The 20285-nt window shown below is 63.3% G+C and carries 19 protein-coding genes; 13 read left to right on the top strand and 6 right to left on the bottom strand.

All coding sequences use genetic code 11. The features are described from left to right. Window positions 1–40: 40 nt before the first annotated feature. The 11 genes from JG743_RS11900 to JG743_RS11850 all read left to right on the top strand — a co-directional run bounded on the left by JG743_RS11900 (window position 41) and on the right by JG743_RS11850 (window position 9554). A complete protein-coding gene (locus tag JG743_RS11900; protein ID WP_202300376.1) occupies window positions 41–991 on the top strand; it encodes an ABC transporter permease in 951 nt (316 codons plus the stop codon). Further along, window positions 988–1839, top strand: a complete 852-nt coding sequence (locus tag JG743_RS11895; RefSeq protein WP_202300375.1) for an ABC transporter permease — start codon at window positions 988–990, stop codon at window positions 1837–1839. Before JG743_RS11900 ends, JG743_RS11895 begins: the two co-directional genes overlap by 4 nt. Then, on the top strand, window positions 1836–3491 hold the full coding sequence (locus JG743_RS11890; RefSeq protein WP_202300374.1) for an ABC transporter ATP-binding protein: 1656 nt from the start codon (window positions 1836–1838) through the stop codon (window positions 3489–3491). Before JG743_RS11895 ends, JG743_RS11890 begins: the two co-directional genes overlap by 4 nt. An 88-nt stretch (window positions 3492–3579) precedes the next feature. Continuing rightward, window positions 3580–4059: an Lrp/AsnC family transcriptional regulator gene (locus JG743_RS11885; protein WP_202300373.1), complete on the top strand. Its 480-nt coding sequence runs from the start codon at window positions 3580–3582 to the stop codon at window positions 4057–4059. 377 nt (window positions 4060–4436) lie between these two features. Beyond that, window positions 4437–4748, top strand: a complete 312-nt coding sequence (locus JG743_RS11880) for a hypothetical protein (RefSeq protein WP_202300372.1) — start codon at window positions 4437–4439, stop codon at window positions 4746–4748. Next, window positions 4733–5509, top strand: coding sequence for an amino acid ABC transporter ATP-binding protein (locus JG743_RS11875; RefSeq protein WP_202300371.1), 777 nt, complete (start codon window positions 4733–4735; stop codon window positions 5507–5509). The genes JG743_RS11880 and JG743_RS11875 overlap by 16 nt, the downstream gene beginning before the upstream one ends. 133 nt (window positions 5510–5642) lie before the next feature. Continuing rightward, window positions 5643–6365, top strand: coding sequence for a transporter substrate-binding domain-containing protein (locus JG743_RS11870; RefSeq protein ID WP_244673120.1), 723 nt, complete (start codon window positions 5643–5645; stop codon window positions 6363–6365). Window positions 6366–6423: 58 nt separating this feature from the next. Next, entirely contained in the window at window positions 6424–7137 is a 714-nt protein-coding gene (locus tag JG743_RS11865; RefSeq protein WP_202300369.1) for an ABC transporter permease subunit, read from the top strand. A gap of 1 nt (window position 7138) precedes the next feature. Next, window positions 7139–7831 carry an ABC transporter permease gene (locus tag JG743_RS11860; protein WP_202300368.1) on the top strand — a complete coding sequence of 231 codons (693 nt, stop codon included), beginning with the start codon at window positions 7139–7141 and terminating at the stop codon, window positions 7829–7831. Between the two features lie 11 nt (window positions 7832–7842). Next, on the top strand, window positions 7843–8196 hold the full coding sequence (locus JG743_RS11855) for a cupin domain-containing protein (protein WP_202300367.1): 354 nt from the start codon (window positions 7843–7845) through the stop codon (window positions 8194–8196). A gap of 20 nt (window positions 8197–8216) precedes the next feature. Further along, a complete protein-coding gene (locus JG743_RS11850) occupies window positions 8217–9554 on the top strand; it encodes an NAD(P)/FAD-dependent oxidoreductase (RefSeq protein ID WP_244673119.1) in 1338 nt (445 codons plus the stop codon). A 31-nt stretch (window positions 9555–9585) separates the two neighbouring features. Here JG743_RS11850 and JG743_RS11845 read toward each other — a convergent pair whose 3' ends face one another. Continuing rightward, entirely contained in the window at window positions 9586–10062 is a 477-nt protein-coding gene (locus JG743_RS11845; RefSeq protein WP_127407051.1) for an Lrp/AsnC family transcriptional regulator, read from the bottom strand. A 223-nt stretch (window positions 10063–10285) separates the two neighbouring features. Between JG743_RS11845 and JG743_RS11840 the strand changes: the two genes are divergently transcribed. Beyond that, window positions 10286–11611: an NAD(P)/FAD-dependent oxidoreductase gene (locus tag JG743_RS11840; RefSeq protein WP_202300366.1), complete on the top strand. Its 1326-nt coding sequence runs from the start codon at window positions 10286–10288 to the stop codon at window positions 11609–11611. Window positions 11612–11637: 26 nt separating this feature from the next. On the opposite strand, the gene JG743_RS11835 is transcribed toward JG743_RS11840, so the two are convergent. The 5 genes from JG743_RS11835 to JG743_RS11815 form a co-directional block, all read right to left on the bottom strand. Beyond that, a complete protein-coding gene (locus tag JG743_RS11835; RefSeq protein WP_202300365.1) occupies window positions 11638–13002 on the bottom strand; it encodes an FAD/NAD(P)-dependent oxidoreductase in 1365 nt (454 codons plus the stop codon). Next, a complete protein-coding gene (locus JG743_RS11830; RefSeq protein WP_202300364.1) occupies window positions 12999–13301 on the bottom strand; it encodes a (2Fe-2S)-binding protein in 303 nt (100 codons plus the stop codon). Before JG743_RS11830 ends, JG743_RS11835 begins: the two co-directional genes overlap by 4 nt. Further along, window positions 13298–15283 (bottom strand): hydantoinase B/oxoprolinase family protein, encoded by a 1986-nt coding sequence (locus tag JG743_RS11825; RefSeq protein ID WP_202300363.1) that lies wholly within the window; start codon window positions 15281–15283, stop codon window positions 13298–13300. Before JG743_RS11825 ends, JG743_RS11830 begins: the two co-directional genes overlap by 4 nt. A gap of 4 nt (window positions 15284–15287) precedes the next feature. Beyond that, window positions 15288–17366 carry a hydantoinase/oxoprolinase family protein gene (locus JG743_RS11820; RefSeq protein ID WP_202300362.1) on the bottom strand — a complete coding sequence of 693 codons (2079 nt, stop codon included), beginning with the start codon at window positions 17364–17366 and terminating at the stop codon, window positions 15288–15290. Between the two features lie 90 nt (window positions 17367–17456). After that, window positions 17457–18362 carry a LysR family transcriptional regulator gene (locus JG743_RS11815; protein WP_202300361.1) on the bottom strand — a complete coding sequence of 302 codons (906 nt, stop codon included), beginning with the start codon at window positions 18360–18362 and terminating at the stop codon, window positions 17457–17459. Window positions 18363–18472: 110 nt separating this feature from the next. On the opposite strand from JG743_RS11815, the gene JG743_RS11810 reads away from it, so the two are divergent. Beyond that, a complete protein-coding gene (locus JG743_RS11810; RefSeq protein WP_202300360.1) occupies window positions 18473–19591 on the top strand; it encodes an NAD(P)/FAD-dependent oxidoreductase in 1119 nt (372 codons plus the stop codon). Window positions 19592–20285: the final 694 nt, after the last annotated feature.

The following is a 20285-nucleotide window of genomic DNA, read 5'->3' as shown; positions in this document are numbered from 1 at the left end:
CACAAGATTGTTGGCCGGACGCAACCGCAGGAGCGCTTCCATGAAGTCTGGGGTTCTTAACCTCGTGCTGAAGCGGCTGGGGATCGCGGCTGTCACGCTTTTGATCGTGCTGTTCGCCGTGTTTTTCGCCACCAGCATGCTGCCTGGCGACACCGCATCGATCCTGCTCGGCCAGGCGGCGACCCCGGAAGCGGTCGCCGGCCTGCGCGAGGCCATGCATCTCAACGATCCGGCGATCCTGCGCTTCCTGCGCTGGCTTCTCGGTCTGCTCCACGGCGACCTCGGCACTTCCTATGCCAACGAGATGCCGGTGGCGGCGCTGATCGGCGGTCGCCTGGTCAACACCATGAAGCTCGCCGGCATCACCACGCTGCTCTCGGTGCCGCTGGCGCTGACGCTCGGCATCACCGCCGCCATGCTGCGAGGCTCCATCTACGACCGCACCGTCACCATCGTGTCGATCGGCGTCATCTCGGTGCCGGAATTCATGGTCGCGACCCTCGCGGTCCTGCTTTTCGCCGTTTATCTCAAGTGGCTGCCGGCATTGTCCTCGGTCAACGAGGCGCATTCGGTGACCGACCTTGTGCGCATCTATGCAATGCCGGTGATCACACTCACCTTCGTCATCTCCGCCCAGATGATCCGTATGACGCGCGCCGCGGTGATCGAAACGCTCTCCACGCCTTATGTTGAGATGGCGCTTCTGAAAGGCGCCTCGCGCGGCCGCATGGTGCTGAGGCACGCGCTCCCCAACGCGCTCGGGCCGATCGTCAATGCGGTCGCGCTGTCGCTGTCCTATCTGGTCGGCGGCGTCATCATCGTCGAGACGATCTTCAACTATCCCGGCGTCGCCAAGCTGATGGTCGATGCGGTCGCGACCCGCGACCTGCCGCTGATCCAGAGCTGCGCGATGATCTTCTGCCTCGGCTATCTCTTCCTCATCACCGCCGCCGATGTCGTCGCCATCATGTCCAACCCGAGGCTCAGATGACGATAGCGCGCGCGCCAACCTCCCGACGATCCTTCCTGGGCCACAGCTACAACCTCGTCGGCGTCGTGGCCGCGCTGGTCATCCTGGCGTGGACGCTCGTCGCGATCCTCGCGCCCTACATCATTCCCCATCCGATCGGCGACATCGTCGACGACGACTATTTCGGCCCGATGCGCCAGGGACTGTGGCTTGGCTCGGACTATCTGGGGCGCGATATGCTCTCGCGGGTTCTGATGGGCGCACGCTACACCGTCGGCATATCGCTCGCCGCCGTCTCCATCGCCTGTTTTTCGGGTGTCGTGCTGGGGATGATCGCGGCCGTCACCGGCGGCTGGCTCGACACTTGCCTCAGCCGCTTCCTGGATGCCATGAACTCCATCCCCAGCAAGCTGTTCGGCCTCGTGGTCGTCGCCGCGGTCGGCTCGTCGATACCGGTGCTGATCCTGACGCTCGCCGTTATCTATATTCCCGGCGCCTACCGTTTCGCGCGCGCACTCGCCGTCAACATCAACACCATGGACTTCATCACGGTCGCGCGTGTTCGCGGCGAGAGCACCATCTATCTCATCGGCTCCGAGATCCTGCCCAACATCATCCGCCCGGTGCTTGCAGACTTCGGCTTGCGCTTCGTCTTCATCGTCCTTCTGCTCTCCGGCCTGTCCTTCCTCGGGCTCGGCCTGCAGCCGCCGCTCGCCGACTGGGGCGCGCTGGTGCGCGAGAACATTGGCGGCCTGCCCTTCGCGGCTCCCGCCGTCATCGTGCCCTCACTGGCGATCGCCAGCCTCACCATCAGCGTCAACCTGCTGATCGACAACCTGCCGCAAAAGATCAGGGACCGGGACGCATGAGCAATCTCGTCGAGGTCAGGAACCTGCGGATCGAGGCGAGGACCGACGCCGGACGGCTTGTCGAGATCATCAAGGGCGTCAGCCTCGACATCGCCGACGGCGAGATCGTCGCCCTGATCGGCGAAAGCGGCTCCGGCAAGACCACGGTGGCGCTTTCGCTGATGGGCTATGCGCGCCCCGGCTGCCGGATCACCGGCGGCGAGATCAACGTGAACGGCAAGAACATGGCCGCCCTTTCCGAAAAGGAACGTGCCAGGTTGCGCGGCACCGACATTGCCTATGTTCCGCAAAGCGCCGCCGCCTCGTTCAACCCCTCCTCCACGATCATGGAGCAGGTCATCGAGGTCACGCGGATCCACAGACTGATGTCGCCGGAACAGGCGCGCCAGCGCGCGGTCGAGCTGTTCAGGTCCTTATCGCTGCCGGATCCGGAAGGGATCGGCGCCCGTTATCCGCACCAGGTCTCGGGCGGGCAATTGCAGCGTCTGTCGGCGGCCATGGCGCTCATCGGCGATCCCAAGCTGGTCATCTTCGACGAGCCGACGACAGCACTCGACGTGACGACGCAGATCGACGTGCTGAAGGCATTCAAGTCGGTCATGCGAGCGGGCGGAATAGCAGGCGTCTATGTCTCCCACGACCTCGCGGTCGTCGCCCAGATCGCCGACCGCATCGTGGTGCTGAAAGGCGGCGAAGTGCAGGAGACCGGCACTACGGAGGCAATCCTTTCGGCTGCCAAACATCCCTATACGCGCGAACTGCTTGCCGCCTTTGAGCCGAAGCCACGGCAAGCGCATGCAGACGCGGATGCCGGGACGAAGCAGCTGCTGCGCATCGACAATGTGACGGCCGGCTATGGGGCGGTGCGGGCCGACGGACTGCCTCTCATCCGCGCCGTCGATTCCGTCAGCCTGGTCGTCGAGAAGGGGCGCAATCTCGGTGTCATCGGCGAATCCGGCTGCGGAAAGTCGACGCTGGCGCGCGTTATCGCCGGCATCCATCCGGCGGCGGCCGGTGATATCGTATTCGACGGCAAGGAGCTGCAGCGCGCCGCCAGGAAACGCAGCCAAGATCAACTGCGCGAGATGCAGATCGTGTTCCAGTATGCCGATACCGCGCTAAACCCGGCCAAGCCGGTGGAAGACATCATCTCCCGTCCGCTGGCCTTCTATCATCGGCTCGACAGGCAGGCGCGCTCGAAGCGCGTCGACGAGTTGCTCGATATGGTGCGCCTGCCGAGAACGCTGCGCTACCGGCACCCATCGGAGCTCTCGGGCGGCCAGAAGCAGCGGGTGAACTTCGCACGCGCGCTGGCGGCTGACCCCAAGCTCATCATCTGCGACGAAATCACCTCGGCCCTCGACACGGTGGTGGCTTCCGCGGTGATCGAGCTGCTGAAGGAGCTGCAGCGCGAGCTGGGTCTGTCCTACATCTTCATCAGCCATGACCTCTCCGTGGTCGAGGCCATCTGCGACGAGATCATGGTCATGTACAACGGGCAGCGGGTGGAGCAGATCACGCCAGACAAGCTGAAGGCGCCCGCCCACCCCTATTCCAAGCTTCTTTTCTCCTCCGTGCCGAAGCTCGACCCGACCTGGCTCGACGGCCTCGTCCGCGATCCCGAGCTCGTCAGCCAGTACGGCCACCGCTGACTGCGTGAGGGAACAGGCTGGAAGACTAAAGGGTGCGGCAAGTTTTCAGCAACGATTGTGTCACCAGATCAACGCGCAGGCACGCAGAATGAAGCTTGATCGACTAGACTCTCGCTTGCTTAGTATTCTGCAGGCCAACAATCGCCACGGCACCGAAGAGCTTGGCCAAATGGTCGGCCTGTCGGCAACGGCGGTCCAGCGTCGTCTCAAACGGCTTCGGGAAGGGGGAGCAATCGAAGCTGACATTTCGATCGTGAAACCCAAGACTGTCGGCCGGCCAATCGCGATGCTCGTGCTGGTTTCTCTCGAACGCGAAAGGGCTGACATCGTCGACCGCTTCAAACAATCGATCCGCCAGACTCCGGAAGTGATGAACGGCTACTACGTTACAGGAGAAGCAGACTTCGTTCTCATTATCACATCCCGAAGCATGGAAGATTATGAAGCTTTTACTCGGAGATTTTTCTACGAAAATCACGACATCAAGGGGTTCAAGACAATGGTTGTCATGGATCGAGTGAAGGTTGGGTTTTCCATGCCAATCGATATCGAGCATTTTCTTGATTGATAATGCGTTTGGGCTCGTCAACGGCGTGGTGCAGGCAGCCCGTGATCTGAATCTCTGCAAGAACGCGCAGCGAAAATGGGCGCGAGGTGAGCGCCGATCCTAAGAATTGGTTTGCCCCGCCGCATCAGGGTCTGACGCATTCGGAGCGTTTCCTCCTAGAAGCCTAGAATTGGCAGGAATTCTGCGGAAATACAATGGAATAAGGCGGAATTACGCGCCCTGCCAGAGCTACGCTGAGATCGTGTTGTAATCCCTGAGGGTGGAATGGAACTGGAAGCAGTCGGCCTTGACGGAGGGGTCTCGACATCATCCGTCGTCGGATTTCGTCGAGCCGAAATTCGTCTGTTTCTGCGATTTGGCTCCCTAGGGATCCTAGAATGACGACCAGCGAAGATGTCGCCGAAATGAACCGTCCATCGGTTCTACACACCATCACCTACCTGAAAGATTACGTCTCTGGCGTGAACGAGCCTCCGGTCATGCAAACCGACAAGGGCGTCCACATCCAGGAGGTCAGCGGGCGGGTTTTTTGCCCAGTTATGAAGGAATCCGAAATTGATGAGACGACCTCGATCGCGAGGGCGGCCGTCGACGACATTGCGCAACGATCGAACACTGAAGGCGCCGAGCAAAGTGGACAGAATCGAAACGGCACAGACAGGAGGTCTTCGGCATGGCTCCCGTTCTGAAAGTTCACGAACTGCGCAAGGCATTCGGCGCAGTGAGCGTTCTCAACGGAGTGAGCTTCCAGCTGCGGCAGGGAGAGGTCATTTCGCTCATTGGTTCTTCCGGCTCGGGAAAAAGCACGGCCCTGCGATGCATCAACTTTCTGGATACCCCCAGTTCGGGTGAAATCGCGGTGATGGGCGATGCGATTTCCGTATTGCCGAACGATCGTCGCGAGACAAAACTCATCAACGCCGCCAAAATCAGAACTTTCCGACGCCGCATCGGAATGGTGTTTCAGAGCTTCAACCTTTGGCCCCATCGAACAGTGCTTGAGAACGTGACCGAGGCGCTGATCTACGTGCTGAAGAAACGCAAGCGCGACGCGGATGAAATCGCGCTTTCCGCTCTATCCAAGGTAGGCATGGCCGACTTTAGCCATCGGTATCCAGGCCAGCTGTCGGGCGGCCAGCAGCAGCGCGTTGCAATCGCGCGGGCCTTGGCGATGCAGCCCAAGCTGATGCTTTTCGATGAACCGACCTCCGCGCTCGATCCTGAGTTGGTCAGCGAGGTCTTGAAGGTCATCAGAACGCTTGCCGATGAGGGAGCGACCATCCTCCTCGTCACGCACGAGATGAGGTTCGCACGGGAGGTGTCGAACCGAATGATATTCCTGCACAAAGGTGCCATTGAGCAGGATGCCGGGCCGGAAGAATCGTTTCGAAATCCCGCAACCCAAGCGGTGAAGCAGTTCCTATCCAGCGTCATTTCAACCGCCGCTTGATGGCGGCCATCAAACAGAAGGCAAAGAGGGGTAAATCAGCATGCTCACAAAGAACGTACTTCGCTCAATCTGCGCATCCGCACTCATGATGGCGGCAATAGAGGCAGCGTCAGCTGAGGATGGTGTCTTGCGAGTGGGCACCGAAGGCGATGCTCCTCAGTTCAGCATGGCCGACGCCAGTGGCAACGTCACCGGCTTCGACGCCGACATTGCCAACGGCATTTGCGCCGAGCTCAAAGTCAAATGCAAGTTCGTGGTGCAGACCTTCAGTTCGTTGGTTCCGTCGATGGACAGCGATCGCTTCGACGTCATCATCTCAGGTCTCGGCATCACCAACGAGAGAATGAAGAAGATCGACTACTCCATCCCCTATGCGACCACACCTCAGTATTTCGTAGTTCCCAAGGATTCTCCGCTCGTGGGGCTGAAGAGCCTTACAGAAATCGAGATGGCGCTGGCCGGCAAGACCATAGGCGTCGTCAATGGCACCACATACGCCCAGTTCATCAAGAAACATGTTCCGACAGCGGACCTGAAAACCTACGACGCCACGACCCAGCAGAATTCGGATCTCGCGGCAGGTCGGCTCGACGCTGCCTTCGGCGATTCCCCGACATGGGTCGACTTCCTCGGTTCGCCGGACGGCGCCAACTTTGCCCGCATCGACATCAAGGTTACTGGAGCGGACGACCACGAAGCGCTGGGCTATGGAATGGGCGTCGGCCTGCGCAAAGGAAATAGCGTACTCAAGGCCAAGCTGGACGACGCTCTCTGCGACATGATCAGCAGCGGCAAGGTGAAGGCTGCCTCGGAAAACTGGTTCAAGGACGACTACACCGTCGCGTGCAACAAATAGTCAACGACAGGCAAGAGACCGTCGCGGCCATGCCGCGACGGTCCGATGGTATGTTTAAATGTTGCACGATATCTGGGTTCTGATGGTCGAAAAGGGTTGGCTCCTTGCGCTACTGCGCGGGGCCGGCATTACGATTTTGATCGGCTGCGTCGGTGTGGTCGTAGGGCTAGCAGCGGCAATACCGCTTGCCATCCTTCGTTGGCGCCGTGTCCCTGCGGTATCACAGCTCGTAGACGCCTACAGCATCGTCATCCGCGGCGTCCCTGGGCTCCTCGTCATCTATCTTCTGTTCTTCGGCTCAGTCGATTGGGTGCAGAATATTGCTACCGCGTTCGGCTACGCGAACAGTGCCGAAAACGCCTATCCGTTCATAGTCGGAATCATTGCGATCGCCGCCATCTCATGCGCCTATTCGATAGAAGTCATTCGGGGGGCATTGCAGGCCGTTCCTGTCGGTCTCCTGGAGGCAGCTCGATCGCTGTCGCTGTCGCAACGCGTGACCTTCCTCCGCGTCACCCTGCCTCTTGCCCTCAGGCTGGCTCTGGGTGGGATCAACAACGTATGGCAGATGACAATCAAGGACACGTCGCTCGTATCCGTCGTCGGCATGCAGGAATTGATGCGTGCCGCTGCGGTCGCGGCCGGGATCACCCGCTCGCCGCTTCTGTTCTATTGCCTGGCGGCGGCGATGTTCTTCGCCATCACGGCGGCGAGCCAAGTTCTGTTCGGCCGCGCCGAAAGACATTTCAATCGCGGCTTCAGCAGGGACTAGGATGGATTTCAGCATCGTCACATATGCCGTTCCATTCCTGCTGGTCGGAGCGAAGACGACCCTGCAGATTGCAGCTTTCGGGGTCTGCCTTGGATTGCCGTTCGGCATCCTGCTCGCAACAGCCCGGATATCCCGGGTCAACACCATTCGGAAATGTGCCGATTTCTACTGCGCGGTATTCAGGGGCACGCCGATGCTGGTGCAGATCTTCGTGATCTACTATGGCCTGGCACAGATCAGTTTCCTACGTCAGAACCCGGTTCTGTGGTGGCTGATCGGCGACAGTCTGCATGCTGCCATCCTTGCCGTCACCCTCAATACCGGCGCCTACACCGCGGAGATTTTCCGCACTGCCCTGCTTTCGCTGCCGCGCGGGCTGATCGAGGCGGCAGAAGCCTGCGGCATGTCTCGCTGGGTTATCTTCCACCGTATCAAATTTCCATTGGCGCTGCGGCAGGCCCTGCCTTCCTACAGCACCGAGGTCGCAGTCATCGTCAAGGAATCGAGCCTTGCTTCCACAATAACGGTGCTTGAAATAACCGGCTACGCGAAGCGGCTGATGAGCGAGACCTTCGCCATTATGGATATCTTCGTCGTCACCGCTGTCTTCTATCTAACTATCAACGTCATCTGTCTGACTGCTCTCAATGCCATCGAAAGGCGACTGTCCTTCGAGCGGCACTCCGCACGCTGAAAGGGTACCTCATGTCCAAACTTACCTTTATCGATCAGGACAACCTTCCCGAACCGCGGAGTGGAGAACCGCTGCCGGAACGGCGCGTGGAAGGCGATCCCCGTTTCCTGACTTGGGATATCGCGCAAACCTCTGACGGCCAGGTGCAGGCCGGCGTATGGGAGGTCACGCCGGGCGCCTATCGCTCCATAAAAGGCGGAACCTTCGAAGTCTGCTACATCCTTTCGGGGGTTTCGGAACTCATCGAGGATGGGGGCGAGCCGCGTCGCATTGCGGCAGGCGACGCCTTCGTGATGCACCCTGGATTCACGGGCGTCTGGCGAGTGATCGAAACCACCCGGAAGCTCTGGGTCTCGCGCGATTGAGCGCGTTGATCGGATCACAGATGCACACCATGGATACGAGCGCCCCGCGTCCGTTCAAGGCCACTCCGTACTGGTGGGACGATTGCGCATTCTCTGCTTTGCCGGTGGTGCCGCTGGTCCCCCGATGCGATGTCGCCATCGTCGGTGGCGGCTATGCGGGACTGTCGGCGGCCATCGAACTTGCGAGAGCCGGACGCAGCGTTCAGCTCTTCGACCGGCAGCCTATCGGGCAAGCCGCGTCCAGTCGAAACGGCGGCATGGCAAGCGGCAGCATAAGGCCAAGCCGCAAACAATTGATCCGCAGGTTTGGTCAAGCGCGGGCCGATGGCATACTGGCGGAAGGAAAGGCTGCGCGGCAGGATTTGGCAGCCTTTCTCGAAGCCGAGGGGGTGGAGTGCGACTTCTTCCTCTCGGGTCTCTTCGATGGAGCCATAAGCGATCGCGAATGCGAGGACCTTAGCCACCACGCCGAGTTGTTGCACCGTTCCCTCGGGATTGAGGCATTCGCGGTCCCCCGCAACGAGGTATCGCGGTATATCGGCACGGATTTCTACGCTGGCGGTTTCGTACGGATGGACATCGGAAGCCTTCATCCCGCCAAGCTGCTATCGGGCATATTGCGAGTTGCCAGGACAACCGATGCCGTCATTCACGAGAACACGAGGGTTCTCGGGACCACTCAGGATGCTGGTGGCGTGCGTGTCGCAACGTCACGCGGCGACGTGTCGGCGAAAAAGCTGTTGGTATGCACCGACGCCTACACGGATGGCTTCGATCCTTGGCTGCGCCGTCGCCTTGTGCCGGTGCGCAGCCGCATCATAGCGACTGAGCCCTTGGGCGAAAGCGTGATGGGTCGGCTGATGCCGAGGAAGATGATGTACGGCGACACGAGACAGCTCAGCTATTACTATCGCCCGTCGCCGGATGGCTCGCGCATTCTGTTCGGTGGACGCGACGGCACGACGGAGGGAGATCCGCTTGCGCCTACCACACATCTGTGCTCGGAACTCGGGCGTATATTTCCCGAACTGGCAGGCGTGGGCATAACGCATAGCTGGTTCGGCCAAGTCGCGATGAACCGGGATATGATCCCGCGAATGTTTTCGGTTGGCGATACGGTCTACGCCACTGGGTTCTGCGGTTCCGGTGTGGTTTGGGCGCGCTGGCTCGGCAAGAAGGCTGCGTTCAAGCTTCTTGGCCAGACCGAGAAGGCCCAGTCGGCTTTCGACTTCGATCCGCCGCCTAAGGCAGTGCCGTTATACCGCGGCAAGCCTTGGTTTATCCCATTGGTCTATTCGCTCTATGAGCGCAGGGACAAGCGCGCCATGCGCGGCAAGAATGAAAGTCCGAAAGGCTGATCTTCTTTTTTCAGTGATCGCACGTACGGCCTCACATTGGAAAAAGGCTGGGCAGCGGCATATGCGCCTTGACGATGGGCGACTTCAGCACCACGAAGCTGAAATATTTGTCGATGCCGATATCCATGTCGGTCAGTCGCTCCATGATCGTCTGGTACTCGCCGATGCCGGCGGTGACGAATTTCATCAAATAGTCGTAGCCGCCCGATACGAGGTGGCATTCGATGACCTGATCGATCTTCTCCACGACGGCGAGAAAGCGGGCGAAGTCCACCTGGCGATGGTTCTTCAAGGTGATCTCGGTGAACACGGTCAGCGTCTGGCCGAGCTTGCCGATATTGACCTGCGCGGAATAGCCTTCGATGTAGCCTTCCGACTGCAGCTTCTTGACCCGCATCAGGCACGGGCTTGGTGACAGATGCACCAGATCGGCCAGCTCCACATTGGTGATGCGGCCATTCTTCTGCAATTCGTGAAGAATCTTGATGTCGATCCGATCCAGTTTCATGGCCGTCTCCAAAGATCGCATGCCGCAGCACAAAATGCTGCCGTACCAACAGCCATCGACACTACCACAGCTCGCTGGCCTGTCCATCGGATTGGATACTGCGTTGAAACGCAGGCACTCCCGTTTTTGACAGGGCTTCCGAAATAAAATTCTGCTTCGGCCTCAACTGCAGCAGCGGCTGCCTGCGCAACGCGCTAGATTGACGCTTCAAGGTAGAGGGACCATGCGCGCACCGCTGCAGCAAATCGAGACATCTGGCGAACTGCCGCAGTCCGCGGATGCGGTGGTGATCGGCGGCGGCATCGTCGGCGTCTTCACGGCCTACTATCTTGCCAGGCGCGGCATGAAGGTCGTGCTTGTCGAAAAGGGGCGCATCGGCGCCGAGCAGTCCTCCAGGAACTGGGGATGGTGCCGCCAGCAGAACCGCGACGCCCGCGAGTTGCCGATGGCAACACGAAGCCTCGATCTGTGGGACAGCTTTGCGACGGAGACCGGCGAGGACACCGGCTTTCGCCGCTGCGGCCTGCTCTACCTCAGCAATGACGATGCGGAACTGGCCGGCTGGGCGCGCTGGCGTGACTTCGCCAGAACGGCCGGCGTTACCACCCACATGCTCGACAGCGCCGAGGCCGGCGAGCGGGGCCGCGCCACGGGCCGGACCTGGAAGGGCGGCGTCTTCTCGCCGACCGACGGCACCGCCGATCCGTCGCGGGCCGCGCCCGCGGTCGCCGGCGCGATTCTGAAGCTCGGCGGCAGCGTGCACCAGAATTGCGCCGCGCGCGGCATCGAGACCGAGGGCGGCCGCTTGAGCGGCGTGGTCACCGAAAGCGGAACGATCCGGACGAAATTGGCGGTCCTGGCCGGCGGCGCCTGGGCCTCCTCCTTCTGCCGGCAGTTCGGTTTCCGCTTTCCTCAGGCGTCGATCCGCTCCTCGATCCTTTCGGTCTCGCCCGGCGCCGAGGGCCTGCCGGATGCGCTGCACACGGCGCAAATCTCGGCCACGCGTCGCGGCGACGGCGGCTACACGCTCGCCATCAGCGGACGCGGCCGCGTTGACGTGACGCCGCAGCAGCTGCGTTTCTCGTCGCAGTTCTTGCCCATGTTTCTCAAGCGGTGGCGCAGCCTCGCGCCCGGCGGGCTGCAGGGCATGCGGTCGGGCCACGAAACGCTCCGGCACTGGCGGCTCGACCAGCCGACGCCGATGGAGCGGATGCGCATCCTCGATCCGGTCCCGGATCACGCGACCATTCAGCTTACCCACGCCCGCGCGCTCGAACTCCTGCCCGACCTCAAAAAGACGAAGATCAGCGCGGCCTGGGCCGGCTATATCGACAGCACGCCGGACGGGGTGCCTGCCATCGGCGAGATTCATACAGTGCCGGGTTTCTTCCTGGCCGCCGGATTTTCGGGACACGGCTTTGGCATCGGACCCGGCGCCGGGCACCTCGTCGCCGATCTGGTGACTGGCTCCGAACCGATCGTCGATCCGACATCCTACGATCCGCGGCGCTTCGACGCTTCGGCCTGGGGGAAGGTCGCCGATTTCTAGGATGTGATCGTCATCCATGCGCGGCATCAGCCTTCCCGCAGGAAAGCGCCGATAGGCGCCGGCCGAACGGGAGCCTGGCCGCGGAACCGGCCGACGGCGCCGGGCGTGCAGTCGGCTTGCGCCGCGACGAGTTCGACGGCAGCCAACTGGCAGTAGCGCCCCTGGCAGCGCCCCATGCCGGCGCGCGACAGCGATTTCACTCTATTGGCCTCGCCGCCGAAACCCGCGCTCTCGCGCACGGCCCCAGCAGTCACGTTCTCGCAGCGGCAGACGATCGCGTCGTCGGGAAGTGACCGCACCATCGCCTCCGGCCAGGGAAAAGCGGTGGCCAGACCGCGTGCGAAGCGCTCGAGCCGCGCGAGCTTGCGCAGATCGGTACCGGCTGAGTACGCCGAAACTCCGAGATCGGCAAGGCATGCCGCCGCGGCGAGACGCCCCGCAATCTCTGCGCCGTCCGCTCCCAGAAGACGAACCCCGTCGCCGGCGAGATAAACACCATTGCCGGCCCGACCCATCTCGTCGGTCTTTGGCAGCCATTGCCGCCACTGCTCGTCATAGGTGAAGGCGCATCCCGCAAGGTCGGCCAGGTGCGTCTCCGCCCGCAGGTGCCAGCCCATGCCGACCATGTCGCATGGGGTGAGGCGCCGCCTTCCGCCGGCGTCGCGCCAGCTCATCGCCGTGACGCCGCGGCCGTCGACCTCGATCCGTTCGAGCGTCACGCCCGCATGGTAGCGGCCACCGAGCGTTGCCCGCAGGGCCAGACCGCGCAGCGTGACCAATGGCCGGGCGGCAAGCAGCCAGAGCCCCCGCATCTGCTGAGCCCGGGGCGAGGTGTCCAGCACCGCCGCGACATCCGCTCCAGCCTTGACGAGCTGGGCGCCGACCAGCGTCAGCAAAGGCCCCGACCCTATCAGCACGATGCGCCGCCCGAGCGCCACGCCCTGCGCTTTGAGCGCGATCTGCGCCGCGCCAAGACTGTAGACGCCGGCGCTCTGCCAGCCCGGGACCGGAGCGACACGGTCGGATGCGCCGGTAGCAAGGATCAGCCGGTCGTAGACGATCACCTCCACGCCGCCCTCCCCCAGCACGTGCAGCCGACCCTCATGCGCGGCGATGACCGAGCTCGCCGCCCAATGGGTAAGCCGACCCTCTTCGGCCAGCCGGTCGAACAGCGCATGCAGCGCGCGCGCCTTTGCCGCTTCCGAGCCGTAGAGTTGCTCCGGCGTGCGGGTAAACCCGGCCGGCGGGCGGCGATAGATCTGACCGCCCGCGCGCTGCCCTTCGTCGATCACCACCGGGTGCAGCCCGGCCTCGACCAGCGCCGCCGCGGCCCTTATGCCAGCCGGACCGGCGCCCACGATCACAATCCGCGGCGATGAGGTCTCGGTCACGGCCAGTTCTCCGGCGGCGTCGTGCGTAACCGCACGCCTTCGGTGATAAGTGCCGAGCACGCCCGCATGCGCGGTCCCTCGTCCTGCCACACCCAGCAATCCTGGCAGGCGCCCATCAGGCAGAAGCCGGCGCGCGGCTCGGGTCCGAATTCGCATTTTCGCAAGGCGTGTCCTGAAGCCAGCATGGCGGTCAGCACGGTGTCACCCGCCAGTGCAGTGCGCATCTGTCCGTCGAGATAGAAATTCACCACTGCCCGGTCGCGCTCGGCCAGCCGGACGATGCGCCCAGCCGTGATCATTCCGCGGCCTCTCGCACCGGGCGAGGACGCGGCAGTTCGGGGAAGCGTTCGCAGACCGCATCGAAAGCCGCCTGGACGCCTTCCGGTCCCGAGCGCCCCTTCATGCGGCGGAAGATCTCCGTCTTGGCGAAGAACCGCCAATGGATCGGCAAGTCTCTCAGTATGGCGGTGAGCCGGTCATAGGCCGCGGGCGTCCACTGCGCTTCGTAGCCTTCGCGCTCCCGACCGAAATGGAAATGGCCTACGGCCGGCCCCTGGCGCGCGCGCAGCCGCGCCGTCGCTTGTTCGTCGACCTCGCCATCGCGGATGACGACGCCATAGTCTTGCTCGGCCGAGGCCGGCGAGACATAGCCGCGCCGCACGTCCTGCGCGACGCGCCAGGGCTCGCGTTCATGCGGATCGCCGCGCCCGCCGCCTCCAGCGGAGCGGATATCGAGCACGTCGCCAGGCTGCAGCACCGCCGTGTCGATGTTGCCCAGCCGCCGCTCGTGCTCGGTCCCCGGATTGACGACCATGTCCGACAGGCCGGCCGCCTTGCCGCCCAGCACGCCCCAGGGACGAAAGAAGCTGCGGTCGCGGTTGCGCGCCGTGATCCTGGAATCGGGGGCGAAGACGCGGAAGGCCATCTCGGTCGCCAACCCGCCGCGCCAGCGGCCCGCACCGCCGCTGTCCCTGGCGAGCCCGTATTTCACGAATTCGACCGGGGTCTCGGTCTCGGTGATCTCGATCGGCGTGTTCTTGAGATAGGCGGCATCGGCGCCCGATCCGTTGGTCCCGTCGCGGTGCGGCATCGCGCCGCCGCCGCCCACCACGGGATTCACCGCCGCGATGACGCTCCGGCTAGTCCGCTCGTCCGTGGTCATGACGTTGACGATGCAATTGTTGCCGGCGGGTGCGGCTGGCAGGCGCTCCGGCACCGCTTGCGAGAAGGCGCCGAAAATGACCGACCTCAGCCTGGCGCAGGTGAGTGAGCGCATGCCCACTGCGGCAGGGTGGACCGGATTGAGCACCGAACCCTGGGGCGCGATGCAGGTGAACGGCCGGGTGAGGCCCGTGTTGAGCAGGAGCTTCGGGTTGAGCGTGTAGAGCACGTAGTAGACGCCCACCAGCAGCATGGTGTGGCGCGGGTCGCCGCCCGAAGGCACATTGAGTGAAGAGCCGAGCTGCGGATCGGAACCGGTGAAGTCGAGCACCGCCTCGTCGCCCCTGATCGTCAGCGTCAGCTTCAGTCGGCACGGATTGGCCTCGACCGAATCCTCGTCGGCATAGTCGGCGAATTCCCACGTCCCGTCGGGCATGGAGCGCAGCACGTCGCGCGCCTGCGCCTCCGCATGGTCGAGAAGCGCGGAAACACCTTCGATGAAACCGGCTTTGCCGAACTTCCTCACCATCGCCTGGATCTTGCGCTCGCCGGTGTTGAGCGCGCCGACCAGTGCCTTGATGTCGCCGATGTTGAGATCGGGCTTGCGCACATTGGTGCTCATGATCCGCAGGATGGCCTCGTCGAAGACGCCCTCCCTGACCAGCTTCATGGGCGGAAAGCGGATGCCCTCCTGATGGATTTCGGTCAGCGCCCGACTGAGCGACGCCGGCACCGCCCCGCCCATGTCGGTGTTATGGATGTGCCCTCCGGTCCAGGCGACGATCTCGCCATCGACGAAGACCGGCTTCCACAGATGGGTGTCGGGCGCGTGCGTGGCGACGTGGCCGGAATAGGGATCGTTGGTGAACGCAACGTCGCCCGGCCGGTAGTCGTCGACCATCGCGATCGCGCGGTGATACGAAAGCCCCGGATACCAGGTGGCGCCGAGGTCCATCGGCACGGCGAAGGTCGCGCCTGATCGGTCCATCAGCATCACCGTGAAATCCTGCGTCTCCTTGACGAAGGCGGAGTGCGCGGTTCGGTGCAGCGTGTGGGCCATGTTCTCGGCCGCCGCGCGGGCATGGTTCGCCAGAACCTGCAGGTTTGTCCGGTCAAACATGGCGTCACTCCGGGAAGGTCAGCAGAAGGTTGAGATGACGATCGACCCGTGCCTGCACTCCGGCGGGAATGGCAAAGGTGGTGTCTTCCTGAACGACCACGGCAGGGCCGTCGAACGTGCTGCCCGGCACGAGGGTCTGCCGGTCGTGAAGGTCGACGGTCTCGACGCTCACGCCGGTGTAGACCGGGAGCCGGCGCGCCGGAATGGCGGCAGCGCCAATCTCGTCGACCTCCGGGAAGGAGAGTTTCGGCCCCGCGCCTACAGCGGATAGCCGGACATTCACAAGTTCGATCTCGCCGTCCGCGTCGTGGAAATCGTAGAGCTGCTCATGAGTGAGGTGGAAGGCTTGCGCGATGGCGGCAGCGTTGCCGTCCGACAGCCATTCCGGCTGAAGGACAACCTCGATCTCATAACTCTGCCCGACATAGCGCATGTCGCAGGAGAGACTGAGTTCCGCCGCCCCGTCGTGCCCCTGCGCCGTAAGCCAGTCGCGACCCTCTTGCGCGAGGGCCTCGAAGGCGCCGCGAATTCCGGCAAGCGACGTGCCCGACAGCGGGCTGAAGATGGTGCGGATGAAGTCCCCGCGCAGATCCGCCACCAGTCCGCCCAGCGCCGACACCACGCCGGGACGGCGGGGCGCCATGACGCGTTTCATCCCGAGTTCGCGGGCAAGGAAGGCGCCGAGCATCGGGCCGCCGCCGCCGAAAGGCATCAGCGTGAAATCGCGCAAGTCCACGCCGGCGCGCGAGGCGAGCTTCTCGACCTCGACGAACATTTCCGACACCGCGATGTCGAGGATCGCCTGCGCGGTCTGCTCGACCGGGCGACCGAGCCGGGCGGCGAGATCGCCGACCGCGCGATGCGCCAGTCCGGTATCGATCCGGAGCTGGCCATAGGCCATCTCGCTGTGACCGAGCCACCCGCACACCACCATGGCGTCCGTCACCGTCGCCCGCTCGCCGCCCCGGCCGTAGCATGCAGGTCCCGGCGTCGAGCCGGCCGATTCCGGTCCAACGCGCAATACGCCCTGTGCGTCGACGCTGGCGATCGAGCCGCCGCCGACGCCGATCGAACTGACCGACACCGAGGGGATATGGAGCGGGAATTCGCCGATCAGCTCGCCGGTGCCGAACTGCGCCGCGCCGCCGATGATGAGCGCGAAGTCGGCCGAGGTGCCGCCGATGTCGAGGGTAAGAACCTTGTCCTCGCCGGCCTGGCGCGCCAGCCACGAGGCGCCGATGACGCCTGAGGCCGTTCCCGACAGAAGCATGTTCACGCAGGCGCGCTTGCCTTCGGCGGCGTTCATCAGCCCGCCGTTCGACTTCGTCAGCATCGGGCGGGCCGGCACGCCCCGGTTCTTCAGCCGCTCTTCCAGCGCCGTCAGATAGGACGAGACGCGCGGATGGACATAGCCATTGAGAATGGCGGTCGAGCTCCGCTCATACTCTCGGATGACCGGCCAGACCTCGGCCGAGGAGAAGACGAAGAGATCGGGCGCGAGACGCGCGATCGCCGCCTTGACGGAGGCTTCCTGCGCGCCATTGCGCCAGGCATGGAGGAAGGACACGATGATCCCTTGCGCCCCGTTCGCCTTAGCCGCAGCCACGGCGCTGGCCACCGCCGCCATGTCCGGTGCCTGCGATTCACTCCCGTCGGCGCGCATTCGAACCGGAATGCCGAACACCATGTCGCGCGAAATCAGCGGGTCCGGCCGCGCGCAGAACAGCGAATACATGTCCGGCATGCGCAGCCGCGCGAGTTCGATGACGTCCTCGAAGCCGGCATTGGTGAACAGCGCAAGCGGCGCGCCCTTGCGCTGGATGATGGTGTTGATGCCGACGGTCGTGCCATGCACGAAGCGCGTCATAAGGGTGGGATCGAAGCCTTCGCGTTCGGCCAGAAGCGAAAGGCCCGTCATCAGCTCGGCACCCGGATCTTCCGGCGTCGTCAGCACTTTCAGCGAGGCGACGCGGCCGGAGCGGGCTTCGAGCGCGCAGAAGTCGATGAATGTCCCGCCGATATCGACGCCGACCTTCCAGTCGGCTCCGTTCTGCGCCTCATTCGGCTCGATGGCACCATCCATGACGCGTCCCTTCCTGTCTGCCGCCTAAAAGCTGGCACGACCGGATGGTCCGGGTCCAAGACGTATGATGGGCAAGCATATAAGGCTTGCTTATGCCTTTGCCCTGTCGCCGCCCAGAACGGCGGAACAGGCCGCACGGATTTGGTCGCGCATCATCTCATCGGCCCGCGAAAGAGCCCGTGTGCGTGATGTCAGCAGCGCGATCGGAAATTCCGGCCCCGCCGCGAGCGGCCTGACGTCAAGCCCGGCAAACTGGTGCCACGGCAGCAATGCATCGACGAGCGCGATACCGAGACCAGCCTGGACGAAGCCGACCGCGGAGATGGACACGTCGATCTCGAGCGACGGCGAAAGCGCCACGCCCTGTGCGCGGGCAGCATGCGCCAGTTCGTCGGCGGGACGGGTGTTTCCGCGATAGGATATCAATTCCTCGCCGGCGAGATCGGCGAGCGTCAGCTCGACTTTCCCGGCCAACGGATGCCCGGTGGGGAGCAGGCATGCGAAGCCGACGCTGCAGATCACTTCCGCCTCGATATCGGGAGGCAGGCGGTCGTCCATGGCCACGCCAAGGCTGGCATCGCCGGCGCGCAGCATGTCGACGATCGCGGCGATCGGCGCCATATGGGAGCGCAGCAGAATATTGGGATGCTGCGCCCGGAATCCGGTAAAGGCGCGCGGCAATATCGCCATGGCCGGCGGCGGCGAAGCCGCGACCCGCACCAGCCCGGTTCGGCCGAGACGCAGGTCGGTGGTCTTGCGGCGCAGGCCCTCCAGCCCCGCCGACAGCCTTTCGGCATCGGCGAATATTTCGAGCGCCTCCGGGGTCGGTCGCAGCCGGCCCTTCACCCGCTCGAACAGCGTGAAGCCGAGTTCGTCCTCGGTGTGGAGCAGGATCTGACTCAGAGCGGGCTGTGAGATGTTCAGCATCCGCGCCGCGGCGGTCACGGTGCCCGCGCGCATGACGGCGATGAACACTTCGAGCTGCCGGGCCCGCATGGCTACTCCATAGGTAAAGCTTATGGATCTTGTCCAAACCCATCTTTGACGCAATGCGGTGGCGCGGACAAGATATCCAAAGATCAGCGGCTCGGCGCCAAGGAACGACTATGGATGTGATCGTGCTGGGCGGCGGGCTGATGGGGACGGCTTCGGCCTATTTCCTCGCCAGGCGCGGCGCGCGGGTGACGCTGATCGAGCGCAACCGGATCGGCAGCGGAGCGACGGTCGCGTCATTCGGCAACATCCGGCGCACCGGTCGTCATCTGTCGCAGCTTCCCTTGGCCCACCGCTCGCTCAGGCTATGGGGCGAGGCTGAAAAAATGCTTGGCCGCGACGTGGAATTCCGCGCCACTGGTCATATCCGCCTGATCTTCGATGAAGGCGGTCTCGCCGACATGCGGGCCTATGCCGAGGCGGCGCGCCCTTGGGGGCTTGAGCTGGAGGAACTCGGCCCACGCGATATCCGTGCCCGCTTTCCCGGCCTCGGTCCCGGAGCGGTCGCGGCGTCGTTCTCTCCGCAAGATGGCAGCGGCAACCCGCGTCTGATCGCTCCTGCCTTTGCAGCGGCTGCCCGCAAGCTCGGCGCGGAAATCATCGAGGGGGCCGAGGTCCACAAGATCACCTGCTCGGGCTCCGGTTTCCTTGTCGCCAGTTCAAAAGGTGCCTTTGCCGCCGGCTGCCTGCTCAATACCGCCGGAGCCTGGGGCGCGCGCGTCGCTGCGCAGTTCGGCGAAGAGGTCCCGCTCGACGCCCGCGGCCCGCAGATGGGCGTGACCGAGCCGCTGCCGCATCGGATCCTGCCGGTGGTGGGCATCTGGACGCGCGATAAGGACTATGGCGCCTATCTGCGTCAGGTCGAACGGGGCAACATCGTTTTCGGCGGCGCGACCGAAAGGGTGCCGGTCGACCTGGATCCGGGCCACGCGGTCACCGATCCCATGCGCCTTGCGTTGCAATTGCGCGCGGTCGCGCGGCTCTTGCCGGCAATCGCGCAGGTCGCGCTCATCCGCACCTGGTCCGGCTGCGAGGGCTATGTGCGCGACATGCTGCCGGTGATGGGACGCTCGGCGACGACGCCGGGCCTTTTCCACGCATTCGGCTTCAGCGGACACGGCTTCCAGCTCGGTCCGGGCGTGGGCGACGCGATGGCCGAACTCATCACGACCGACCGCTGCGAAACGCCGCTCGACGATTTCAGGGTCGATCGCTTCGCCCGCGCAGCCTGAGAGAGCGGTGCACCCACGCAACAATGGCTCCTTTGGGCGCGAAAGGCGGAATGATCACTCTCGCCTGCGCCTTCGCGTGAAGATATCAAGCGGGAGCGGCGTTCTAGACTAGGCACGAAGATTTCCTCGATGGCTACGTGTGACGGGTGCCATCAACGAGACGGAGAAATTCACGAACAGGCCCAAAACCATTTCAGCGAGAAACCCATAGACTTGCCCGATAGATCTCAAACAAAATTCGAAGAATTAGACGTATGTTATTGATGCGTAATAATCCGGTAGGCCCGGAGGACGTGGTAAAGTCGTTGATTTCGTTGAGTTTTTCGTGGGCCAAAATCAGAATTCTTCCCGTATCATTCCGCATAGTTCCGCGTCCAATGAGTGTTAATTGCCACCTAGAATTGACCCGGCATAAGAGTGCACTCCGAGGGTGGTCGGATCAGCGAAGCAAGATTTCATGGGTTGCCAGGGCGACGAGAGCCGCACTAGCTAACCTTCAATGGTGCGCGTGATCGCATCGAACAGGCGCGGCCGGCTCTCACCGAAATGCATCAGGCTTTCGCGGTGCAGTATGGAGAGGATCGCCACACCGCAAAGAGTGAACGCCAACCCCTATCATCATCGTGCTGGCAAAAAGCAAACCGGCTACCAGTACGCCGGGTACGATCGTGAACGTCATGACGAACAACGTGAG

Source organism: Mesorhizobium sp. 131-2-1 (assembly GCF_016756535.1).
Classification (GTDB): domain Bacteria; phylum Pseudomonadota; class Alphaproteobacteria; order Rhizobiales; family Rhizobiaceae; genus Mesorhizobium.
The sequence above is the reverse complement of the archived record's forward strand: the minus strand, read 5'-3'. Positions and strand labels throughout refer to the sequence as shown.

Bases quoted from the DNA above. Each gene is read 5' to 3' on its own strand.
- JG743_RS11900 (WP_202300376.1), top strand. From the start codon at position 41: ATGAAGTCTGGGGTTCTTAACCTCGTGCTGAAGCGGCTGGGGATCGCG.
- JG743_RS11895 (WP_202300375.1), top strand. From the start codon at position 988: ATGACGATAGCGCGCGCGCCAACCTCCCGACGATCCTTCCTGGGCCAC.
- JG743_RS11890 (WP_202300374.1), top strand. From the start codon at position 1,836: ATGAGCAATCTCGTCGAGGTCAGGAACCTGCGGATCGAGGCGAGGACC.
- JG743_RS11885 (WP_202300373.1), top strand. From the start codon at position 3,580: ATGAAGCTTGATCGACTAGACTCTCGCTTGCTTAGTATTCTGCAGGCC.
- JG743_RS11880 (WP_202300372.1), top strand. From the start codon at position 4,437: ATGACGACCAGCGAAGATGTCGCCGAAATGAACCGTCCATCGGTTCTA.
- JG743_RS11875 (WP_202300371.1), top strand. From the start codon at position 4,733: ATGGCTCCCGTTCTGAAAGTTCACGAACTGCGCAAGGCATTCGGCGCA.
- JG743_RS11865 (WP_202300369.1), top strand. From the start codon at position 6,424: ATGTTGCACGATATCTGGGTTCTGATGGTCGAAAAGGGTTGGCTCCTT.
- JG743_RS11860 (WP_202300368.1), top strand. From the start codon at position 7,139: ATGGATTTCAGCATCGTCACATATGCCGTTCCATTCCTGCTGGTCGGA.
- JG743_RS11855 (WP_202300367.1), top strand. From the start codon at position 7,843: ATGTCCAAACTTACCTTTATCGATCAGGACAACCTTCCCGAACCGCGG.
- JG743_RS11850 (WP_244673119.1), top strand. From the start codon at position 8,217: ATGCACACCATGGATACGAGCGCCCCGCGTCCGTTCAAGGCCACTCCG.
- JG743_RS11845 (WP_127407051.1), bottom strand. From the start codon at position 10,062: ATGAAACTGGATCGGATCGACATCAAGATTCTTCACGAATTGCAGAAG.
- JG743_RS11840 (WP_202300366.1), top strand. From the start codon at position 10,286: ATGCGCGCACCGCTGCAGCAAATCGAGACATCTGGCGAACTGCCGCAG.
- JG743_RS11830 (WP_202300364.1), bottom strand. From the start codon at position 13,301: ATGATCACGGCTGGGCGCATCGTCCGGCTGGCCGAGCGCGACCGGGCA.
- JG743_RS11825 (WP_202300363.1), bottom strand. From the start codon at position 15,283: ATGTTTGACCGGACAAACCTGCAGGTTCTGGCGAACCATGCCCGCGCG.
- JG743_RS11820 (WP_202300362.1), bottom strand. From the start codon at position 17,366: ATGGATGGTGCCATCGAGCCGAATGAGGCGCAGAACGGAGCCGACTGG.
- JG743_RS11815 (WP_202300361.1), bottom strand. From the start codon at position 18,362: ATGCGGGCCCGGCAGCTCGAAGTGTTCATCGCCGTCATGCGCGCGGGC.
- JG743_RS11810 (WP_202300360.1), top strand. From the start codon at position 18,473: ATGGATGTGATCGTGCTGGGCGGCGGGCTGATGGGGACGGCTTCGGCC.